18 protein-coding genes and 2 pseudogenes are annotated in these 20,386 nt (G+C 66.4%); 11 read left to right on the forward strand and 9 right to left on the reverse strand.

Going from position 1 to position 20,386, the window contains the following annotated elements:
• Window positions 1-344: pseudogene (locus FFS27_RS04290) on the forward strand (DUF2339 domain-containing protein); the annotation flags it as partial.
• Here FFS27_RS04290 and FFS27_RS04295 read toward each other — a convergent pair.
• Together FFS27_RS04295 and FFS27_RS04300 are read right to left on the reverse strand one after the other, a co-directional pair.
• Window positions 331-786 (reverse strand): annotated as a pseudogene (locus FFS27_RS04295) (DUF2339 domain-containing protein); the annotation flags it as partial. The pseudogenes FFS27_RS04290 and FFS27_RS04295 sit on opposite strands and share 14 nt — an antisense overlap.
• Window positions 787-924: 138 nt before the next feature.
• Window positions 925-1,509: an SAM-dependent methyltransferase gene (locus FFS27_RS04300; RefSeq protein WP_003096006.1), complete on the reverse strand. Its 585-nt coding sequence runs from the start codon at window positions 1,507-1,509 to the stop codon at window positions 925-927.
• Window positions 1,510-1,592: 83 nt separating this feature from the next.
• Here FFS27_RS04300 and FFS27_RS04305 point away from each other — a divergent pair, with 83 nt between their 5' ends.
• Complete coding sequence (locus tag FFS27_RS04305) at window positions 1,593-2,018, forward strand: helix-turn-helix domain-containing protein (protein WP_003114472.1); 426 nt, start codon at window positions 1,593-1,595, stop codon at window positions 2,016-2,018.
• Window positions 2,019-2,101: 83 nt separating this feature from the next.
• Here FFS27_RS04305 and typA read toward each other — a convergent pair whose 3' ends face one another.
• Together typA and thiI are read right to left on the reverse strand one after the other, a co-directional pair.
• Window positions 2,102-3,919 (reverse strand): translational GTPase TypA, encoded by a 1,818-nt coding sequence (gene typA / locus FFS27_RS04310; RefSeq protein ID WP_003096009.1) that lies wholly within the window; start codon window positions 3,917-3,919, stop codon window positions 2,102-2,104.
• 216 nt (window positions 3,920-4,135) lie between these two features.
• Complete coding sequence (thiI, locus tag FFS27_RS04315) at window positions 4,136-5,590, reverse strand: tRNA uracil 4-sulfurtransferase ThiI (RefSeq protein WP_021263284.1); 1,455 nt, start codon at window positions 5,588-5,590, stop codon at window positions 4,136-4,138.
• A gap of 336 nt (window positions 5,591-5,926) precedes the next feature.
• Between thiI and glnA the strand changes: the two genes are divergently transcribed.
• Together glnA and FFS27_RS04330 are read left to right on the forward strand one after the other, a co-directional pair.
• Window positions 5,927-7,336 (forward strand): glutamate--ammonia ligase, encoded by a 1,410-nt coding sequence (gene glnA / locus FFS27_RS04325; protein WP_003096016.1) that lies wholly within the window; start codon window positions 5,927-5,929, stop codon window positions 7,334-7,336.
• Window positions 7,337-7,483: 147 nt separating this feature from the next.
• Entirely contained in the window at window positions 7,484-7,888 is a 405-nt protein-coding gene (locus FFS27_RS04330) for a hypothetical protein (RefSeq protein WP_137951939.1), read from the forward strand.
• Here the strand turns inward: FFS27_RS04330 and FFS27_RS04335 are convergent.
• Entirely contained in the window at window positions 7,885-10,092 is a 2,208-nt protein-coding gene (locus FFS27_RS04335; protein ID WP_003111156.1) for a mechanosensitive ion channel family protein, read from the reverse strand. The two genes, FFS27_RS04330 and FFS27_RS04335, sit on opposite strands and share 4 nt — an antisense overlap.
• A gap of 287 nt (window positions 10,093-10,379) precedes the next feature.
• Between FFS27_RS04335 and FFS27_RS04340 the strand changes: the two genes are divergently transcribed.
• The 4 genes from FFS27_RS04340 to ntrC all read left to right on the forward strand — a co-directional run bounded on the left by FFS27_RS04340 (window position 10,380) and on the right by ntrC (window position 14,250).
• Window positions 10,380-10,901, forward strand: a complete 522-nt coding sequence (locus FFS27_RS04340) for a DUF4124 domain-containing protein (RefSeq protein ID WP_003111155.1) — start codon at window positions 10,380-10,382, stop codon at window positions 10,899-10,901.
• On the forward strand, window positions 10,898-11,470 hold the full coding sequence (locus FFS27_RS04345; RefSeq protein ID WP_021263283.1) for a DUF4124 domain-containing protein: 573 nt from the start codon (window positions 10,898-10,900) through the stop codon (window positions 11,468-11,470). Before FFS27_RS04340 ends, FFS27_RS04345 begins: the two co-directional genes overlap by 4 nt.
• A gap of 270 nt (window positions 11,471-11,740) precedes the next feature.
• Window positions 11,741-12,817: a two-component system sensor histidine kinase NtrB gene (gene ntrB / locus FFS27_RS04350; protein ID WP_003096033.1), complete on the forward strand. Its 1,077-nt coding sequence runs from the start codon at window positions 11,741-11,743 to the stop codon at window positions 12,815-12,817.
• Between the two features lie 2 nt (window positions 12,818-12,819).
• On the forward strand, window positions 12,820-14,250 hold the full coding sequence (gene ntrC, locus FFS27_RS04355) for a two-component system response regulator NtrC (RefSeq protein WP_003104661.1): 1,431 nt from the start codon (window positions 12,820-12,822) through the stop codon (window positions 14,248-14,250).
• Between the two features lie 801 nt (window positions 14,251-15,051).
• Here the strand turns inward: ntrC and FFS27_RS04360 are convergent.
• Window positions 15,052-15,519, reverse strand: a complete 468-nt coding sequence (locus tag FFS27_RS04360) for a hypothetical protein (protein WP_003096038.1) — start codon at window positions 15,517-15,519, stop codon at window positions 15,052-15,054.
• On the opposite strand from FFS27_RS04360, the gene trmL reads away from it, so the two are divergent.
• Entirely contained in the window at window positions 15,518-15,979 is a 462-nt protein-coding gene (gene trmL, locus FFS27_RS04365) for a tRNA (uridine(34)/cytosine(34)/5-carboxymethylaminomethyluridine(34)-2'-O)-methyltransferase TrmL (protein ID WP_021263282.1), read from the forward strand. The two genes, FFS27_RS04360 and trmL, sit on opposite strands and share 2 nt — an antisense overlap.
• A 58-nt stretch (window positions 15,980-16,037) precedes the next feature.
• Here trmL and secB read toward each other — a convergent pair whose 3' ends face one another.
• Genes secB through FFS27_RS04380 form a run of 3 tightly spaced genes read right to left on the reverse strand, consistent with a single transcriptional unit; the run spans window position 16,038 to window position 17,241 of the window.
• Entirely contained in the window at window positions 16,038-16,529 is a 492-nt protein-coding gene (secB, locus tag FFS27_RS04370) for a protein-export chaperone SecB (RefSeq protein ID WP_003096050.1), read from the reverse strand.
• A gap of 36 nt (window positions 16,530-16,565) precedes the next feature.
• Complete coding sequence (gene grxC / locus FFS27_RS04375) at window positions 16,566-16,820, reverse strand: glutaredoxin 3 (protein ID WP_003096057.1); 255 nt, start codon at window positions 16,818-16,820, stop codon at window positions 16,566-16,568.
• 1 nt (window position 16,821) lies between these two features.
• Window positions 16,822-17,241 carry a rhodanese-like domain-containing protein gene (locus tag FFS27_RS04380; protein ID WP_003096058.1) on the reverse strand — a complete coding sequence of 140 codons (420 nt, stop codon included), beginning with the start codon at window positions 17,239-17,241 and terminating at the stop codon, window positions 16,822-16,824.
• A gap of 324 nt (window positions 17,242-17,565) precedes the next feature.
• On the opposite strand from FFS27_RS04380, the gene gpmI reads away from it, so the two are divergent.
• Window positions 17,566-19,113, forward strand: coding sequence for a 2,3-bisphosphoglycerate-independent phosphoglycerate mutase (gene gpmI / locus FFS27_RS04385; RefSeq protein ID WP_021263281.1), 1,548 nt, complete (start codon window positions 17,566-17,568; stop codon window positions 19,111-19,113).
• A 313-nt stretch (window positions 19,114-19,426) separates the two neighbouring features.
• The gene (locus tag FFS27_RS04390) at window positions 19,427-20,245 is read left to right on the forward strand and encodes a CPBP family intramembrane glutamic endopeptidase (protein WP_021263280.1); all 819 of its coding nucleotides are present in this window, start codon (window positions 19,427-19,429) and stop codon (window positions 20,243-20,245) included.
• Window positions 20,246-20,386: the final 141 nt, after the last annotated feature.

The raw sequence follows: 20,386 nt of genomic DNA on the forward strand, positions 1-20,386 counted from the left end.
CTCCGGCGCCTCCACGCGAACCCTCGCTGGTCGAGCGTGGCTTCGCCGCGGCCAAGGGCTGGCTGTTCGGCGGCAACACGGTATTGCGCATCGGCGTGGTGCTGCTGTTCATCGGCCTGGCCTTCCTCCTGCGCTACGCCTCGGAACGGGTGGCGGTGCCGGTGGAGTACCGCTACGCCGGGGTGGCGCTGGCAGCGATGGCGCTGCTCGGCGTCGGCTGGTGGTTGCGCGAGCGGCGCGCCGCCTACGGCCTGATCCTGCAAGGCACCGGTATCGCGGTGCTGTACCTGACCATCTTCGCCGCCATGCGCCTGCATCCGCTGATCTCTCCCGGCGCGGCGCTGGCTGGGCGTCAGACTGGAACGCCGGCTGACGCTCGATGGGCTGGACGGGCTCGGGGGGGCGAGGCGGAGGCGGCGCAGCCTCGACGGCCGGCAGCTCGATGTCCCAGTCCAGCGGCGGGGCAACCTCGGCGGGAGGAGCGGGAGGCGTGTCTGCGAGCGGCTGGTCGATGCCGGCGGCCGGCTCGGGAACGCTTTCGGGAAGGTCCTGCGCCTGGCGCTCCACGCGCAGCAAGCGCTGGTGGATGACCTCGGTGCCGCGCTCGAAGCGTTCGGCGAATTCGCTCATCTGCTTGCGCAGGCGCTCGTTCTGTTGCGCCAGGTTCTGCAGCGAGACGGCCTGTCCCAGGGCCAGGCCGGAAAGGCCGCCGAGGAGGGCGCCGACCAGCGATTCCCCGGCGAAGCCGCCGAGGATCAGGCCCACCAGCATGAAAATCCATTGCATGCGTCGAATCCTTGATCAAGAGGTACCACGATCCACTGATACCTGCCCTGGCCATCCTGCCAGAGCGGAACCCGCGCCGGGAGTATACAGCCCGCATTCCCGAGATTCGACGCATTCCGACGCCCGCCCCGTGGCGAGCTACCTCTTCCTGGCGATGAACTGGACCACACAGGCCGCGCCGGTGTGGAAACGGCCCTCGACCACCTCGCGCTCGATTTCCCGCGCCAGCAGCACCTCGCAATCCGGCAGCTCCGCCTCCAGCGCCGCGCGGCTCACCAGCATGTCGACGTCCGCCGGGCCGCCGGTGCCGCGGCCGAGCTGTTCCGGCCGATAGGCCTCCAGCAGGAAGAGACCGCCCGGTCGCAGCGAACGCTCCAGCAGGCGGTTGAGTCTGCCGCGCACGCGACTGGGCAGGTGCGCGAAGATCGACACCACCGCGCCGAACGCCGCTGCCGGCGGTTCGTAGTCCGCCAGGTCGACCACCAGGGTGTCGATCGACACGCCTTTCGCCTCGGCCAGCCGGCGTGCCTTGGCCAGGCCAACGGCGGAGCCGTCCACGCCAAGCACCTCCAGCCCCAGCGAAGCGAGGAACACCGCGTTGCGCCCCTCGCCCTCGGCGACGCTCAGCACCGGCCCGGCCAGCCGCTGCGCATGTTCCTTCAGGAAAGCGTTGGGTTCGGTTCCGTAGACATACTCTTCGGCGGCATAGCGTTCGTCCCACATGAGGTTCACCTCGTCTGTATTTCGTCACGGCCCAGGTGCCGAAACGCTAGTCTTCCACTTCAAGTCGACTTGAGGTCAAGGGCATGCGGCAACTGGACATAGGCGAGGTCGCGCGACGATCCGGGGTACCGGCCTCGACCCTGCGCTACTACGAGGAAAAGGGACTGATCGCCTCCAGCGGCCGGCATGGCCTGCGCCGGCTGTTCGATGCAGGCGTGCTGGAGCGGCTGGCGCTGATCGGGCTGGGCCGCGCCGCCGGGTTGTCGCTGGACGAGATTGCCGGCATGGGCGCAGCCGACGGCGCGCTGCGGATCGACCGCGCGGCGCTGGCGGCCAAGGCCGACGAACTGGACCGGACGATCCGCCGCCTCGCCGCCATGCGCGACGGCCTGCGGCATGCCGCGGCCTGTCCGGCGCGCGAGCACATGGACTGCCCGACGTTCCGCCGCTTGCTGCGGGCCGCTGCCGCGGGGGCCATCAAGCCCCGCCGGAAAGCGCCCGGCGCATAGCAAAACGGCCGGCAGGCCGGGCACCCCTGCCCTGCCTGCCGGCCGCGAGGCACGCCGTTGCGGCGCGCCGGTACGGCAACGGTTTAGACCTTGCTGCGCTCGTAGCGCTTGCGGTCGTTCTCGTTGAGCATCTTCTTGCGCAGGCGGATCGACTTCGGCGTCACTTCCACCAGCTCGTCGTCGGCGATGAACTCCAGCGCCTGCTCGAGGGTGAAGCGGATCGGCGGAACCAGGGCGATGACTTCGTCCTTGCCGGAAGCGCGCATGTTGTCGAGCTTCTTGCCCTTGGTCGGGTTGATCACCAGGTCGTTGTCACGGCTGTTGATGCCGGCCAACTGGCCTTCGTAGATTTCGTCGCCCGGGCCGAGGAACAGCTTGCCGCGGCTCTGCAGGGTCTCCAGCGAGTAGGTCAGCGCGGTGCCGGTGGCCATGGAGACCAGTACGCCGTTCTGGCGGTTGCTGACTTCGCCGGCCTTGATCGGACCGTAGTGGCTGAAGGTCGAGGTCAGGATACCGGTGCCCGAGGTCAGGGTCAGGAAGTTGTTGCGGAAGCCGATCAGGCCGCGCGCCGGAATGGTGTACTCCAGGCGCACTCGGCCCTTGCCGTCGGGAATCATGTTGCTCAGGTCGCCCTTGCGCAGGCCCATCTGCTCCATCACCGAGCCCTGGTGCTGCTCCTCGATGTCGATGGTGACGTTCTCGTAGGGCTCCTGCTTCTCGCCGTCCTTCTCGATGATCACCACTTCCGGGCGGCCCACGGCCAGCTCGAAGCCTTCGCGGCGCATGGTCTCGATCAGTACCGACAGGTGCAGTTCGCCACGGCCGGAAACCTTGAACTTCTCCGGGCTGTCGCCCGGCTCGACGCGCAGCGCCACGTTATGCAGCAGTTCCTTCTCCAGGCGCTCCTTGATGTTGCGGCTGGTGACGAACTTGCCTTCGCGGCCGGCGAACGGCGAATCGTTGACCTGGAAGGTCATGCTCACGGTCGGCTGGTCGACGGTCAGCGGCGGCAGCGCCTCGACGTTCTGCGGGTCGCACAGGGTATCGGAGATGAACAGCTCCTCCATGCCGCTGACGCAGACGATGTCGCCGGCTTCCGCCTCGGCCACCTCGACGCGCTGCAGGCCGTGGTGGCCCATGATCTTCAGGATGCGGCCGTTGCGCTTGCTGCCGTCGTCGCTGATGGCCACCACCGGGGTGTTGGACTTGACCTTGCCGCGGGTGATGCGGCCGATACCGATCACGCCGAGGAAGCTGTTGTAGTCCAGCTGCGAGATCTGCATCTGGAACGGACCCTCGGTGTCCACCACCGGGGCCGGGACGTGGTCGATGATCGCCTGGAACAGCGCGTCCATGTTGTCGTCCATCTTCTCGTGGTCGAGGCCGGCGATGCCGTTCAGGGCGCTGGCGTAGACGATCGGGAAGTCGAGTTGCTCGTCGGTGGCGCCGAGGTTGTCGAACAGGTCGAAGATCTGGTCGATGACCCAGTCCGGACGCGCGCCCGGGCGGTCGATCTTGTTCACCACCACGATCGGACGCAGGCCGGCCTTGAAGGCCTTCTGGGTCACGAAGCGGGTCTGCGGCATGGGGCCGTCCTGGGCGTCGACCACCAGCAGCACGGAGTCGACCATCGACATCACGCGCTCCACCTCGCCGCCGAAGTCGGCGTGACCGGGGGTGTCGACGATGTTGATGTTGTAGCCGTTCCACTTGATCGCGGTGTTCTTCGCCAGGATGGTGATGCCACGCTCTTTTTCCTGGTCGTTGGAGTCCATCACCCGCTCGCTTTCCGCTTCTTTGCGGTCGAGGGTGCCGGACAGCTTCAGCAGCTTGTCCACCAGGGTGGTCTTGCCATGGTCGACGTGGGCGATGATGGCGATGTTGCGCAGATTTTCGATCACAAGTCTTGTCTCGTTTAACGCCCGAAGCGCAGCTTCGCGGCGGTGGTGGGGTCGGACAGGGCGGCGCCCGACACGACAGGCTTCTTCAATTAAGGGGCGGGCAGCAGGCGGACGCTGCCCCGGTCCGGCCGGCACGCCGAAGGGCGGGCATCGGCCTAGGCGGCGGACGTGTCGGGAGGACGGTGGCGGATGCTGCCGCCGAACAAGCCCGGCTGCTTAAGCCGGACGATAAACACGCACATTGGTGTGCCCCTCGTTGAGCAGATGATGGGCATGCAGGCGGCTCATCACCCCTTTGTCGCAATACAGGAGGTACTGGCGGTTGGCGTCCAGTTCCTTGAAGCGGCTGTTGATCGCGTAGAACGGCAGCGCCTGGACTTCGACGCCTTCCAGGGCCAGGGGTTCGTCTTCCTGGGCATCAGGATGGCGGATATCGATGACAATCTGACCGGGCAGCACCTCGCCGACCTCTTCCACCTGCAGGTCCTGGCCGAGTTCGTCGATCACCCGGTCGACGGTGCGCTGGGTGGCGCGCTCCAGGGCGCGCTCGAGCACCGCCATGTCGAATTTCGACTCTTCGTGCTCGACGCGGTAGGGCTTGGCCTGGGTGGTCGGGTTCACCGAGATCACCCCGCAGTATTCCGGCATGTGCCGGGCGAACTCGGCGGTGCCGATCTGCCGGGCGGTGTCGATGATGTCCTGCTTGTGGCTGACGATCAGCGGGCGCAGCACCAGGGTGTCGGTAACCCGGTCGATCACCGAGAGGTTCGGCAGGGTCTGGCTGGACACCTGGGAGATCGCCTCGCCGGTCACCAGCGCGTCCAGCTCCAGGCGCTCGGCCACGCGGCTGGCGGCGCGCAGCATCATGCGCTTGAGGGTCACGCCCATATAGCTGTCGTCGACCTTGGTGAGGATCTCGCCGACCACTTCCTCGAACGGCACGCTGACGAACAGCACGCGCTGCGAGCGGCCGTACTTCTCCCACAGGTAGTGGGCGACTTCCATCACCCCCAATTCGTGGGCGCGCCCGCCGAGGTTGAAGAACACGAAGTGGCTGATCATCCCGCGGCGCATCATCTGGTAGGCCGCCACGGTCGAGTCGAAGCCGCCGGACATCAGCACCAGCACCTGCTCCAGCGCGCCCAGCGGATAGCCGCCCAGGCCCGGATGCTGGCGATGGATGACGAACAGGCGGTCGAGGCGGATTTCCATCCGCACCTCGACTTCCGGCTGCTTCAGGTCGATCCCGGCAGCCCCGCATTCGCGGCGCAGGCCGCTGCCGACGTAACGCTCCACCTCCATAGAGGTGAACGCGTGCTTGCCGGCGCGCTTGCAGCGCACGGCGAAGGTCTTGCCGGCCAACTGGTCGCCGAAATGCGCCTTGCACTTGGCGAGGATGTCGTCGAAATCGCCCAGCGGATACTCGTGGACCTCGAGGAAATGACCGATGCCCGGGGTGCAGGTCAGGCGCTCGATCATCTCGCGCCTGGCCTTGGCGTCGAGCACGGCGGTCTCCACCTCCAGGTTGTCCCACTCGCCCTCGACCTTCAGCTCCGGGTCCAGGTCGCGCAGCACCGCGCGGATGTTCTTCGCCAACTGCCGGATGAAGCGCTTGCGCACCGGCCGGCTCTTGATGGTGATTTCCTGGAAGGTCTTGACGATGAGTTTCATGCGAGGGACGCGAACGCGCGGGGCGACGGAAAAAAAGGGGCGGAATTATATCTGAAATTGCTCACGTATTGAGCAGAAATATGCACAGTTATTTTTGCTGCACCAAAATGGAATGATGCACCAACATGGAGCACCATAACGGTGCACCCGAAGGCCGCCCAGCTACCCTGAAGAAGACCTGGCCCCGCCAAACATGGGGCCCTGCCCGATTCCGGGCACTGGCACGCAACTTGCTCACTTGTGAGGCAGGTTGCCCTGGCGGAGTATTCCGGCCGGCATCACCCGATACTGGGGCACAGAAAAAGCTCCCAGCTCTAATCCCTCCTGGAGGACAGCATGTCGTACAAGTCGCACCAACTGATCAAAGACCATGACGTGAAGTGGGTAGACCTGCGCTTCACCGATACCAAGGGCAAGCAGCAACACGTCACCATGCCGGCTCGCGACGCGCTGGACGATGAGTTCTTCGAAGCCGGCAAGATGTTCGACGGCTCCTCCATCGCCGGCTGGAAAGGCATCGAAGCCTCCGACATGATCCTGATGCCGGACGACAGCACCGCCGTCCTCGATCCGTTCACCGAAGAGCCGACCCTGATCCTGGTCTGCGACATCATCGAGCCGAGCACCATGCAAGGCTACGAGCGCGACCCGCGCAACATCGCCAAGCGCGCCGAGGAGTACCTGAAGTCCACCGGCATCGGCGACACCGTGTTCGTCGGCCCGGAGCCGGAGTTCTTCATCTTCGACGAAGTGAAGTTCAAGTCCGACATCTCCGGCTCGATGTTCAAGATCTTCTCCGAGCAGGCTTCCTGGAACACCGACGCCGACATCGAGTCCGGCAACAAGGGCCATCGCCCGGGCGTGAAGGGCGGCTACTTCCCGGTACCGCCGGTCGACCACGACCATGAAATCCGCACCGCCATGTGCAACGCCCTGGAAGAAATGGGCCTGGTGGTCGAAGTCCACCACCACGAAGTGGCAACCGCCGGCCAGAACGAGATCGGCGTGAAGTTCAACACCCTGGTCGCCAAGGCCGACGAAGTGCAGACCCTGAAGTACTGCGTGCACAACGTCGCCGACGCCTACGGCAAGACCGTGACCTTCATGCCGAAGCCGCTGTACGGCGACAACGGTTCGGGCATGCACGTGCACATGTCGATCTCCAAGGACGGCAAGAACACCTTCGCCGGCGAAGGCTATGCCGGCCTGTCCGAGACCGCCCTGTACTTCATCGGCGGCATCATCAAGCACGGCAAGGCCCTGAACGGCTTCACCAACCCCTCGACCAACTCCTACAAGCGCCTGGTCCCGGGCTTCGAAGCTCCGGTGATGCTGGCCTACTCGGCGCGCAACCGTTCCGCCTCGATCCGTATCCCCTACGTATCCAGCCCGAAGGCCCGCCGTATCGAAGCGCGCTTCCCGGACCCGGCAGCCAACCCCTACCTGGCCTTCGCCGCGCTGCTGATGGCCGGCCTGGACGGCATCCAGAACAAGATCCACCCCGGCGATGCCGCCGACAAGAACCTGTACGACCTGCCGCCGGAAGAGGCGAAGGAAATCCCGCAGGTTTGCGGCAGCCTGAAAGAGGCGCTGGAAGAGCTCGACAAGGGCCGCGCGTTCCTGACCAAGGGCGGCGTGTTCACCGACGAGTTCATCGATGCCTACATCGAGCTGAAGAGCGAAGAAGAGATCAAGGTGCGCACCTTCGTGCACCCGCTGGAATACGACCTGTACTACAGCGTCTGATCCACCCTTTCCTATAACAACGAGTCACCCTCTTGAGGCCTCCTTCGGGAGGCCTTTTTTATGGGCCGGCCCATGGAGAAAAGCAAAGTTCGCCGCGCCGTTCGGTTAGACTTGCCGCGCTCCCCGCCCCAAGGATAAGGACCGTCCATGCGTCACTCTCTCTGGCTCCTGCTTGCCGCCATCCTCAGCCTGCCCGCCCAGGCCGCCACCGAATGCCGCGATATCCACGACCGCGACCTGCGGCGCATGTGCAACGCCCTGGAGCGCGGCGACAGCGGGGATTGCGGCGACATCGACAGCCGCGACCTGCGGCGTTACTGCGGCGCGCTGCTGGCGCCGGGACAGCGCTACGACTGCGACGACATCCGCGACGGCGACACGCGCCGCCAGTGCCGCGCCATCGTCCGCGGCGACCGCAAGCGCGGCGACGACATCGACAGCCGCGACATGCGCCGCCAGTGCCGGGCCGTGGTATCGCGTGCGCCGTGGCAGTGCGACGGCATCGACGACCGCGACATGCGCCGCATCTGCCGGGTCATCCTGTCGCGCTAGATGCCGCCGTCCGCCGGCGTGCCCTGCTCGTCCGGTTCCGCGGATTTCGCCTTGGGCGCCCGGCTCAACTGTACGTTGAGACGCGGCATGGACAGTTCGAGGCCGGCCTGGTCGAGGCGCCGACGCAGGCGCAGGTTGAACGCCCGCTGGACCTCCCACTGCTTGATCGGCGCGGTCTTGAAGCGGAAGCGCAGGATCGCCTGGCCGTTGTCGAAACTCTCCACGCCCTGCAATTCCATCGGCGACCACAGGTTGCGGTAGACCGCCGGGTCGCTGCGCAGCTCCATCGCGACCTCGCGCACCAGCGCCACCGCGTCGTCGATCGGCATGCTCGCCGGCACCGGCCAGCGGAACATCGCGTAGCCGAACTGGCGCGAGTAGTTCTTGATGCTCTTGATCTCGCTGAACGGGATGGTATGCACCACGCCGTCCAGGTCGCGCAGGCGCACGGTACGGATAGTCAGGCCCTCGACCGTGCCAAGGTGGCCGCCGACGTCGACGTAGTCGTCGATCGACAGCGAGTCCTCGATGATGATGAACAGGCCGGTGATCAGGTCCGCCACCAGCGACTGCGCACCGAAGCCGATGGCCAGGCCGATCACGCCGGCACCGGCCAGCAGCGGGGTGACGTTCATGCCCATGTTGGCCAGGGCGACGATCAGGGCGATCACCGCGATGGTGGCGAACAGCACGTTGCGGATCAGCGGCAGCATGGTCAGCGCGCGGGTGTTCGGCCGGCTCTTGCCGCCCAGGCCGAGGCTGTGCTGGATCGCGGTATCGGTGAGGATCCAGATCAGCCAGGCGACCAGCAGGGTGGTGCCGAAGCTGACTACCTTCATGCTGATCTGCTCGCCCTCGCCTTCCGCATAGCGAATCAGCGACATGCCCCAGACGCGCAAGGCGACCTCGATGAAGAACAGCACCACGAAGATGTGCAGCAGGGTATAGCCGAAGCTTTGCAACTGCTCGATGTACGGCGCGCTGCGGCGCGGGCCGGCGCCGACCCGACTGGAACGGCGGCGGATCAGCCCGATCACGGTCATCGCCACCACCGCCAGCACCGCGCAGACCAGCGCCCGGCGCAACGCCGAACTGCTGTCGCCGGCGGAAACGAAGGTGGCGAACAGGGAAATCCCCACCAGCACCAGCACCGGCACGAACCACAGCGAGCCGACCAGTTGCACCAGGTCGTGCAGGCTACGGCGCTTGAGGCGGCGCTCCAGCGGCTGGTTGCGGATCAGGTGGGCGATCGGCCGGCGGAAACGCATCACGAACAGCGCGGTGAACAGCGCGGCGCTGGCGTTGGCCAGGGTACTCAGGCAGATCGAGGTGTGCTCGCCGAGGCCGGCGATCAGCCGCGGATCGTGGGCGACCTCGCCCAGCGCGGCGAGGCTGCCGATCAGCCACAACGGGCGGAACGCCTGGCGCCGCAGGATATCCAGGGCGCGCTGGCGGTGCGGGCCGCTGAGCAGCGAGAGGGAAATCACGCACAGCGCGGAGAACAGCGTGCCGCAGACCAGCACATAGGCCATGACCATCGCCAGGGTCTTGCTCAGGGAGTCCGGCAGCACCACCGACAGGTACAGGGTGATGAGGAAGGCCACCAGCCAGGGGCCCAGCTTGCGCAGGGAAAACAGCAGCAGGTCGCGGGTCTTCGGATGCTGCGGCAACTCCGCCGACAGGCCGAAGCGCTCGCGCATGCGCCGGCTGAGCCAGAGCAGCGCGCTGGCCAGGCAGGCCCAGAGGAGGATCACCACCGAAAAATCGAAGACCATCGCCGGCAGGTCGCGCCAGCTGGGAAAGCGCTCCTCGAGTTCGGCACGCGCCAGCTGGAACTGGTTGCCCCATAACGCGACCGGGCTGTTCGCGCCCTGGAACTGCTTTTCCAGGCTGGTCAGGGTATCGCCGATCAGCCCCAGCACCCCACCCTCGCTTTCCTTGCCTTTCTTGGTCACGTCGCGCAGCTGTTTCAGCTTTTTCAGCAGGTCGGCGCGCTGCCTGTCGTTCTCCAAGGTCTGGATGACCTGGTTCAGCGATTGTTCCAACTGCGCATCGCTGACCTTCTCGCCACCGGAGGAACTCCCCGCCAACGGGTTCGGCAGCGCCGCGGCGCCCGGCGGCGAGTAGAACAGGGCGGCGCAGAGGCACAGCAGCAGGGCCGCCAGGACGCGGGAGCGAAGGGTGAAGCGGGCGATGATCGGCACGAGAAAGGCAGTCCCCAAGGTGAGAAACCGAAACAGCCGCATCATACAAGCCGGACACCCGCCGTTTCGAACGGGGCCGCCGGCCGGCGGCGCAAGCACAGACACTCTGGCGCAACGAGGGTTCGCCCCGCCAGTGCCGGCTGAGACGAACGCAGCCGCGCGGCGGGGCACAGCGACCGCCAACGTGCCCCAGCGCACACCTTCGAATACCCGCATGCCGCACAATGCACGGCTTGCCAGCGCGCCGATGCGGTGCAACGCTTGGCAGGTTCACCCGGAGACCGTCCATGCGCCTGATCACCAGCTGCCTGCTCCTGGCCGCCGCCCTGCCGGCCATGGCGCAGATCTACCAATACACCGACGCCAACGGCAACAAGGTATTCACCAACCAGCCGCCAGACGGGGTGCAGGCGCAGACCGTCGAACTGCAGCCGACCAATACCGTAGGAATCGACACGCCGGAAAAGTCCTCCGCGGGCAATTCCCCGACCGCCGATAGCGAGGCCGCCGCCTACGAGATCCTTGCCCTCAGCGACCTCCCCACGGAAGAGGCGCTGCGCGCCAACAACGGCACCTTCAACGTCAGCGTCAGCATCCGCCCGGCCCTGCACAGCGGCCACCAGTTGCAACTGGTGCTGGACGGCAAACCCTACGGCACGCCCAGCGGCGGCACCCGCTTCACCCTGCACGAGATCGACCGCGGCGACCACAGCCTCGCGGTACAGGTACTCAACGGCGAACGGGTGCTGCAATCCAGCCCGCCGGTGACCTTCACTGTGCAGCGCGTGCACCTCGGGAAGAAGCGATGATCCCGCGCATTCTCGGCGCCCTCCTGCTGTGCCTGGCCTGCGCCACGCAAGCGGGGGTCTACACCTACATCGACGCCGAGGGCAACCGCGTCTACACCGACCAGCCGCCCAGCGGGCGCAAGGCCCAACGCGTCGAACTGGCGCCGGGCAACAGCGTGGCGCCGCCGGGCATACGCTATCGTCCGCCCGCCGCGCCGCTGGAGGTGAAGCCGCCGGCCTACCAGCTACTGCGCATCCTCTTCCCCGAACCGGACGCAACCCTGCGCGCCAACAGCGGCGACGTCATCGTCACCGTCACCAGCGAGCCGGCGCTGCTGCCCGGCCATCGCTATCGCCTGCTGCTCGACGGCAAGCCTGCCGGAGCGCCGGGACGCAGCCCGGTATTCCCGTTGAAGAACCTCGATCGCGGCACCCACCAGGTCGCAGTGGAAATCATCGATGGCGACGGCATGACCGTCGAAAGCACCCCGAGCCAGCCCTTCCACCTGCATCGAGTGAGCATCGCCGGCCAACCCCTGCCGGAGGTCGATACGCCGCTGGTCAGCGCGGTACAGCCGAGCGAGCGCTAGCCGAACTTCCCCTGCCCACTCCGCCGTGGGCGGGATTTTCCGGTTTTTTTCCCGACTCTCCTGGCGAAAACGCCGCCGGCCACGTCAACGCACCAGATTGGTGCGATTACCCGCACCACTTTCTATACTGTCCCCATTTCGGGTCACCGCTCGTCGCCGAAAACCTTCCCGGCGCACCTCTAGCCAGCGCCTCGGCAGAAAAAACGCGCCTTTTCGGCGCCTGGTTTGCTTTTTGCATTTTCCTGCCCAACCTTGGAACAGCTGCCCGCCATGCCGACCGATACCCTGCACCGACTGTTGCTCGACAACCTGACCACCGCGGTGATCCTGCTCAACGGCGAACTGCGCCTGGAGTACATGAACCCGGCAGCGGAGATGCTCCTGGCCGTGAGCGGCCAGCGCAGCCACGGGCAATTCATCAGCGAGCTGTTCACCGAATCGCCGGAAGCCTTGAACTCGCTGCGCCAGGCGGTGGAACAGGCGCATCCGTTCACCAAGCGCGAAGCGACCCTGACCTCTATCACCGGCGTCAGCATCACGGTCGACTATGCGGTGACGCCCATCCTCAACCGCAACGAGACGCTGCTGCTGCTCGAGGTCCATCCGCGCGACCGGCTGATGCGGATCACCCGCGAAGAAGCACAGCTGTCCAAACAGGAGACCACCAAGCTGCTGGTGCGCGGGCTCGCCCACGAGATCAAGAACCCGCTCGGCGGCATCCGCGGCGCAGCGCAACTACTATCCCGCGAGCTGCCGGAAGAGTCGCTGAAGGACTACACCAACGTCATCATCGAAGAAGCCGACCGGTTGCGGAACCTGGTGGACCGCATGCTCGGCTCGAACAAACTGCCGAACCTGGCGCCGACCAACATCCATGAAGTGCTGGAGCGGGTCAGCAGCCTGGTGGAAGCGGAGAGCCAGGGCAGCATCACCCTGGTCCGCGACTACGACCCGAGCATCCCCGACCTGCTGCTCGACCGCGAGCAAATGATCCAGGCCGTGCTCAACATGGTACGCAACGCCATGCAGGCGATCGCCGGGCAGAACGACCTGCGCCTCGGTCGCATCACCCTGCGCAGCCGTACCCTGCGCCAGTTCACCATCGGCCACACGCGTCACCGCCTGGTGTGCAAGGTGGAGATCATCGACAACGGCCCGGGCATTCCGGCCGAGCTCCAGGAAACCATCTTCTACCCCATGGTCAGCGGCCGTCCGGACGGTACCGGACTCGGCCTGGCCATCGCCCAGAACATCATCAGCCAGCACCAGGGGCTGATTGAATGCGAGAGCCACCCCGGCCATACCGTGTTCAGTCTGTTCCTGCCCCTGGAACAAGGAGTGCATTGACCATGAGCCGATCAGAGACCGTCTGGATCGTCGACGACGACCGCTCCATCCGCTGGGTACTGGAAAAAGCCCTGCAGCAGGAAGGCATGACCACGGTGAGCTTCGACAGCGCCGACAGCGTGATCGGCCGCCTCGGCCGGCAGCAGCCGGACGTGATCATCTCCGATATCCGCATGCCCGGCGCCAGCGGCCTCGACCTGCTGGCGCAGATCCGCGAACTGCATCCGCGCCTACCGGTGATCATCATGACCGCGCATTCCGACCTCGACAGCGCGGTGGCCTCCTACCAGGGCGGCGCCTTCGAATACCTGCCCAAGCCGTTCGACGTCGACGAGGCAGTCTCCCTGGTCAAGCGCGCCAACCAGCACGCCCAGGAGCAGCAGGGCCTGGAGCTGCCGGCGAACCAGGCGCGCACGCCGGAGATCATCGGCGAGGCGCCGGCGATGCAGGAGGTATTCCGCGCCATCGGCCGCCTCAGCCATTCCAACATCACCGTGCTGATCAACGGCGAATCGGGTACCGGCAAGGAGCTGGTCGCCCATGCCCTGCATCGCCACAGCCCGCGCGCAGCCTCGCCATTCATCGCGCTGAACATGGCGGCGATCCCCAAGGACCTGATGGAATCCGAGCTGTTCGGCCATGAGAAGGGCGCCTTCACCGGGGCCGCCGCCCAGCGCCGCGGACGCTTCGAGCAGGCCGATGGCGGCACCCTGTTCCTCGACGAGATCGGCGACATGCCGGCCGACACCCAGACCCGCCTGCTGCGCGTCCTGGCCGACGGCGAGTTCTACCGGGTCGGCGGGCACACGCCGGTGAAGGTCGACGTGAGGATCATCGCCGCCACCCACCAGAACCTGGAAAGCCTGGTGCGCGACGGCAAGTTCCGCGAGGACCTGTTCCATCGCCTGAACGTGATCCGCATCCACATCCCGCGGCTGGCCGACCGCCGCGAGGACATCCCGGCGCTGGCCCGGCACTTCCTCAGCCGCGCCGCCCAGGAGCTGGCGGTGGAACCCAAGCTGCTGAAGGCGGAAACCGAGGAGTACCTGAAGAACCTCGGCTGGCCGGGCAACGTCCGCCAACTGGAGAACACCTGCCGCTGGATCACCGTGATGGCCTCCGGCCGCGAGGTGCACATCGACGACCTGCCGCCGGAGCTGCTGACCCAGCCGCAGGACAGCGCGCCGGCGGCGAACTGGGAACAGGCCCTGCGCCAGTGGGCCGACCAGGCGCTGGGCCGCGGCCAGTCGAACCTGCTGGACAGCGCCGTGCCGGCCTTCGAACGGATCATGATAGAAACCGCCCTCAAGCATACCGCCGGCCGCCGCCGCGATGCCGCCGTGCTGCTCGGCTGGGGCCGCAATACCCTGACCCGCAAGATCAAGGAGCTGGGGATGAACGTCGATGGAGCCGACGACGAAGGCGACGACTGAAGCGCCACTGCTCCCATGAGCGACCAACGGGGCCTTCGGGCCCCGTTTTTCATGGTCCGTCGCGCGCCCCTGCCAAGCGAGACGCCGCCCCGGCCTCGGCAGGGCGCCCGCCGGCACCGTCGATCAAACCGCGGCGTAGGGCACATCGCGGTTATCCGCCGGTTGTGCAGAGCCGCGGCGGATAACGCCTATGGCGTTATTCGCCCTACCGTCCGCAGCACAGTCCCAGCCTCGGCAGAGCGCCCGCCCGGCACCACCGGTCAAACCGTAGCGTAGGGCGAATAACCGCATCGCGGTTATCCGCCGGTTGTGCAGGGCAGCGGCCCTTGCCCGGATTTTGGGCAGCGTGCACCAGCAGGCGACAAATCGGCATCAATCGCTGGCGGAAAAGCCCGCTCCGTCATTTTTCCGCAATCGACTTCCCACAAACCCCTGGGATGCCGCCAAGCCCTTGATCCACGGGCCTCCAGAGGCATTCATCACCAGATCGCCCACAGACTTATCCACAACCCTTCAGGAAAGCGAGCGCGCCGCCAGCGTCTCATGAGAATTGGCACACCCCCTGCATTGGAGCAGATAACGAAGATTTCGGGGGCCTCGGTACAGGCAGGCTGGGGAATCCCCTCTTTTACACCCGGCGGCAGACGCAGCATCCGCGCGCAACCGCCACACCCGTTTCGGGGACCTCGGTACAGGCAGGCTGAGAACTCCCCTCTTTTATGCCCGGCGGCAGCGCAGCGATCCGCGCCTCCGCCCTCCCGTTTGGGGACCTCGGTACAGGCAGGCTGAGAATTCCCCCTTTTATTCCCGGCCGTCGCGCTCCTGCAGTTCGACGACCAGGCGCCAGCCCTCGCCGTCCTCCGACCACTGCCAGCGCCCCTGCAAGGGGCGGGTCGAGACCAGGCTCAACAGCAGCGCCTTTCCCTCCTCGCGGACGCGCCAGCGCAACGGCTGGCCCAGCCATCGCCCGTCTCCCTGCTGCGCCGCGCCCCGGGCGACGATGCGCAACGTCAGGGCACCCTCCACCCGTGCCGCCGTAACCGCAGCCTGGCGATCGAAGCGCAGGACCAGGCCCTGCTCGCTCTCCCCGACCGCCAGCAGTTGCGGCGCAGACGTCGGCAGCGAAGCGGGACCGAACAACCTGCCGAGCATCAGCCCGAACAACAACCCGGCAAGCACCAGCGCACCCCAGACTTTCCAGCGCTGGCGCCGCAGATCGTCGATGGCGGAGGTAGAATGCCGCCCGTTATCTGCTCCGGAGCCCTGCATGTTCCACGTCATCCTGTTTCAACCGGAGATTCCTCCGAATACCGGCAACATTATCAGGCTCTGCGCCAACGCCGGATGCAGTCTGCACCTGATCGAGCCGCTCGGTTTCGAACTGGACGACAAGCGCTTGCGCCGTGCCGGCCTCGACTACCACGAATACGCCAGCGTACGCCGCTACCCGGATCTGCAGAGCTGCCTCGAGGCCCTCGGCCAGCCACGCCTGTTCGCCTTCACCACCAAGGGGTCGCGGGCCTTCCACGAAGTGGCCTACCAGCGCGGCGATGCCTTCCTCTTCGGCCCGGAAAGCCGCGGACTGCCGGAGGAGGTGCGCAACGCCCTGCCAACCGATCGGCGCCTGCGCCTGCCGATGCGCGAAGGCTGCCGTAGCCTGAACCTGTCCAACACGGTGGCGGTGACCGTCTACGAAGCCTGGCGCCAGCTCGGCTTCGCCATGGACTGAGCCGGCCGGCAGGCATGAAAAAGCCCGCGCAAGGCGGGCTTTTTCGCAAGCGCTGGGCTTACTGGACCGACGGCGTCGGGATCTCGCCGGAGGCCTGCATGCGGGCGATTTCCTGGGCGTAGAGGGCGTCGAAGTTCACCGGCGACAGCATCAGCGCCGGGAACGAACCGCGTACCACCAGGTTGTCCAGGGCTTCGCGAGCGTACGGGAAGAGGATGTTCGGGCAGAACGCGCCGAGGGTATGGCTCATGCTCGACGGATCGAGGTTCTTGATCAGGAAGATGCCGGCCTGCTGCACTTCGGCGATGAAGGCAGTGGTGTCCTCGCCGTTCTTCACGGTCACCGATACGGTCAGGACCACTTCGTAGAAGTCGCCGTCCAGCTGCTTCTGGCGGGTGTTCAGGTCCAGGCTGATGGACGGGTTCCATTCCTGGCGGAAGATTTCCGGGGACTTCGGCGACTCGAACGACAGGTCGCGCAGGTAGATGCGCTGCAGGGAGAACTGGGGTTGCTGCTCGTCGGCAGCGCCGTTGGTAGCTTGCTCGGTCATTTTCGGGCCTTCCCTTGGGTCAATTCATGAATGGTTTCAGGCAGACAGCAGCGCGTCCAGCTTGCCGGCGCGCTCCAGTGCATGAAGGTCGTCGCAGCCGCCGACATGGGTCTCGCCGATCCAGATCTGCGGCACGGTGGTCGATCCCGCCTTGCGTGCCAGCTCGGCGCGCAGTTCGGGCTTGCCGTCGCAGGCGATCTCCTGGAAGTCCACACCCTTGCGTTGCAGCAGCTGCTTGGCGCGGATGCAGTACGGACACCAGGCGGTGGTGTAGATCACGACGGGCGGCATGTCACTTCACCAGCGGCAGGTTGTCGCCGCGCCAGCTGCCGATCCCGCCGGACAGCTTGGCGGCGTTGAAGCCGGCCTTCTTCAGGACGCCGCCCCAGGTACCGGAATGCTGGCCCATGGCGTCGACCAGGATGATGGTCTTGCCCTTGTACTTTTCCAGCTCGGTCATGCGGCTGTTCAGCTTGTCGGCCGGGATGTTCAGCGCGTCGACGATGTGCCCGCTGGCGAACTCCTTGGCCGGACGGATATCCAGGACCACCGCCTGGTCGGCATTGACCAGCGCGGTCAGCTCGCGGGTCGACAGGCTCTTGCCGCCCTTGCGCAGCTCGTGCAGCAACAGCAGGACCAGCAGGACCAGCAGCGCCGCGACCAGCAGGTAGTGGTTGGTGGCGAACTCGATCAGACGGGAAACGAATTGCATGGTGACGGATATCCAGGGCGTAAAAATGCCGGCCAGTATACAGACCGCGCCGGCCAGGGGGGAACCCGCCGGGCGGCGCCCCGCTCGGCTCCAGGAAATGGCGTCGCGGGAAACTTCACGGTTAGAATGCCGGTCCTTTTCTGTGAAGCTGGCCAGTTCCGGCCCGGGCACGGTTCGGGCGGGACAGAGGGAGCGAGGATAGCGGCATTCGGTTGCGGATCGGCGTCATCGGTTTAATCAATCAGCCTCTTCCTACGTCTTGAACGACAATGTTCCCACTAAATTTGGTCAGTTTCTGAACCCCGCGGAAATAGAGCCGGACATATGACTGCCACGCCCAAACCCCTGGTCCTGATCATCCTGGACGGCTTCGGCCACAGCGAAAGCCCTGACTACAACGCCATCTACGCCGCGAAGAAGCCGGTCTGGGATCGCCTCCTGGCAACCCAGCCGCACGGCCTGATCTCAGGCTCCGGCATGGACGTCGGCCTGCCCGACGGCCAGATGGGCAATTCCGAGGTCGGCCACATGAACCTCGGCGCAGGCCGCGTGGTGTACCAGGACTTCACCCGCGTCACCAAGGCCATCCGCGACGGCGAATTCTTCGAAAACCCGGTGATCGCCGGCGCGGTCGACAAGGCCGTCGCCGCCGACAAGGCGGTGCACATCCTCGGCCTGCTCTCCCCGGGCGGCGTACACAGCCATGAAGACCACCTGGTGGCGATGGCGCAGATGGCCGCCAGGCGCGGCGCCGGCAAGATCTACCTGCATGCCTTCCTGGATGGCCGCGATACCCCGCCGAAAAGCGCGCAGCCGTCGCTGGAGCGTCTCGACGCCACCTTCGCCGGGCTCGGCAAGGGCCGCATCGCCTCGATCATCGGCCGCTATTTCGCGATGGACCGCGACAACCGCTGGGACCGCGTCCAGGCCGCCTATGAACTGATTGTCGACGGCAAGGCCGAGTTCACCGCCGACTCCTCGGTGGCAGCCCTCGAGGCCGCCTACGCCCGCGGCGAGAGCGACGAATTCGTCAAGGCCACCGCGGTGGTCCCGGCCGGCGCCGAAGCGGTGCGGGTCGAGGATGGCGACGCGGTGATCTTCATGAACTTCCGCGCCGACCGCGCCCGCGAGCTGAGCCGCGCCTTCGTCGAGCCGGCATTCAATGAGTTCCCCCGCGAACGAGCCCCGCAGCTGGCAGGTTTCGTCATGCTGACCCAGTACGCGGCGAGCATCCCGGCGCCCTGCGCCTTCCCGCCGGAGCCGCTGACCAACGTCCTCGGCGAGTACCTGGCCAAGCATGGCAAGACCCAGCTGCGCATCGCCGAGACCGAGAAGTACGCCCATGTGACCTTCTTCTTCTCCGGTGGCCGCGAGGAACCCTACGAGGGCGAGGAGCGCATCCTGATCCCCTCGCCGAAGGTCGCCACCTACGACCTGCAACCCGAGATGAGCGCGCCGGAAGTCACCGACCGTATCGTCGAGGCCATCGAGCAACAACGCTACGACGTGATCGTGGTCAACTACGCCAACGGCGACATGGTCGGCCACACCGGCGTGTTCGAGGCCGCGGTCAAGGCCGTGGAGTGCCTGGACACCTGCATGGGGCATATCGTCGAGGCGCTGGACAAGGTCGGCGGCGAAGCCCTGATCACCGCCGACCACGGCAATGTCGAGCAGATGGAAGACGAGTCCACCGGCCAGGCGCACACCGCGCACACCTGCGAACCGGTGCCCTTCGTCTACGTCGGCAAGCGCAAGCTGAGCATCCGCGAAGGCGGCGTGCTGGCCGACGTGGCGCCGACCATGCTGACCCTCATGGGGCTGGAGCAGCCGGCGGAAATGACCGGTCGCAGCATCGTCATCCTCGGCTGATCCGCGAACGACGAACTCCCGCGCAGGGCGGATAACCGCGTCGCGGTTATCCGCCGCTTCTGCAGGCCATCGACGGATAACGCCTGCGACGTTATCCGCCGTAGCGGGCCGGGCGCCGCGCCCTGTTTCCACGACACCACCTTCCCCGCTTTAACGCTGCCGATCGGCCGACAGGCCTGGCCACGCGGCGTCGAGACGTGTGCCGCGGTTTTCATTTTCCGCGTCTTCCCCCCTGCCTCCCGCTACGTCGCCGAGGCCCGTGCTAGCCTTGCCCGCGCTGTCTTTTCCATCTGCCCTACAAGGATTTCCGCCGATGTGGTTCCTCCTCGCCACCTCGCTCCTCGCCCTGTCCTTCCAGCGCCTGCTGGCTCTCGCCTTGCTGCTCGCGACCTGCTGCCTCGCCTTCTACGACGGAGTTCTCGCTCCGCCTGCGGTCGCCGCCCTGGCTGTACTGGGCGTCCTCGCCCTGTTGCGCCGGCGCCTGGCGGCACACCGCGCCTGGGCCCTGGGCCTGGAGCTGCTGCTGGTCGCCGGCGCGGTGGGTCTGTTCCTGCACCTGCTACCCGGCTTCGCCAACCCCAGGGTCCTGGACAAGGCGGTGGTCGGCCCGCAGAGCCTGCCGTTCACCATGTACTTCAACTTCGACAAGGCACTGGTGCCGTTCCTGCTACTGGCCTGCCTGCCGAGCCTGTTCCGCGACGAAGCCCGCGCTCCCGGCCGCCCCTGGCACTGGCTGCTGCTCGTGGCGGCGGTGCCGGCGCTGCTTCTGCTGGCTGTCGGCGTCGGCCTGCTGCGGCCGGAACTCCACGCGCCGGCCTGGCTCTGGCAGTTCGTCCTGGCCAACCTGTTCTTCGTTTCCCTTGCCGAGGAAGCGCTGTTCCGCGGCTACCTGCAGCAACGCCTGGGCCAATGGCTGGGCCCCTGGCCCGCCCTGGGGCTGGCCTCGGCGCTGTTCGGCCTGGCGCACTTCGCCGGCGGCCCGCTGCTGATGCTGTTCGCCGGCCTCGCCGGGCTGATCTACGGGTTGGCCTGGCTGTGGAGCGGCCGCCTGTGGGTGGCGACGCTGTTCCACTTCGGGCTGAACCTGACGCATCTGCTGCTGTTCACCTACCCGCTCTACAGACCCGCCTGATGCCCGTGACCTTCGTCGTCGACGACATCCGCCGCTGCCATCCGGCTGAAATACGTGGAAGCGCCCCACAGCGCGCGGTGCGGGGCGTTTTTTTTAACGGCGGCCACGGGCATACTAGGCCGGTCCAATTCCCAGGTGCCC

This window comes from Pseudomonas sp. 2VD (genome assembly GCF_005503585.1).
In the GTDB taxonomy this organism is placed as follows: domain Bacteria; phylum Pseudomonadota; class Gammaproteobacteria; order Pseudomonadales; family Pseudomonadaceae; genus Pseudomonas; species Pseudomonas aeruginosa.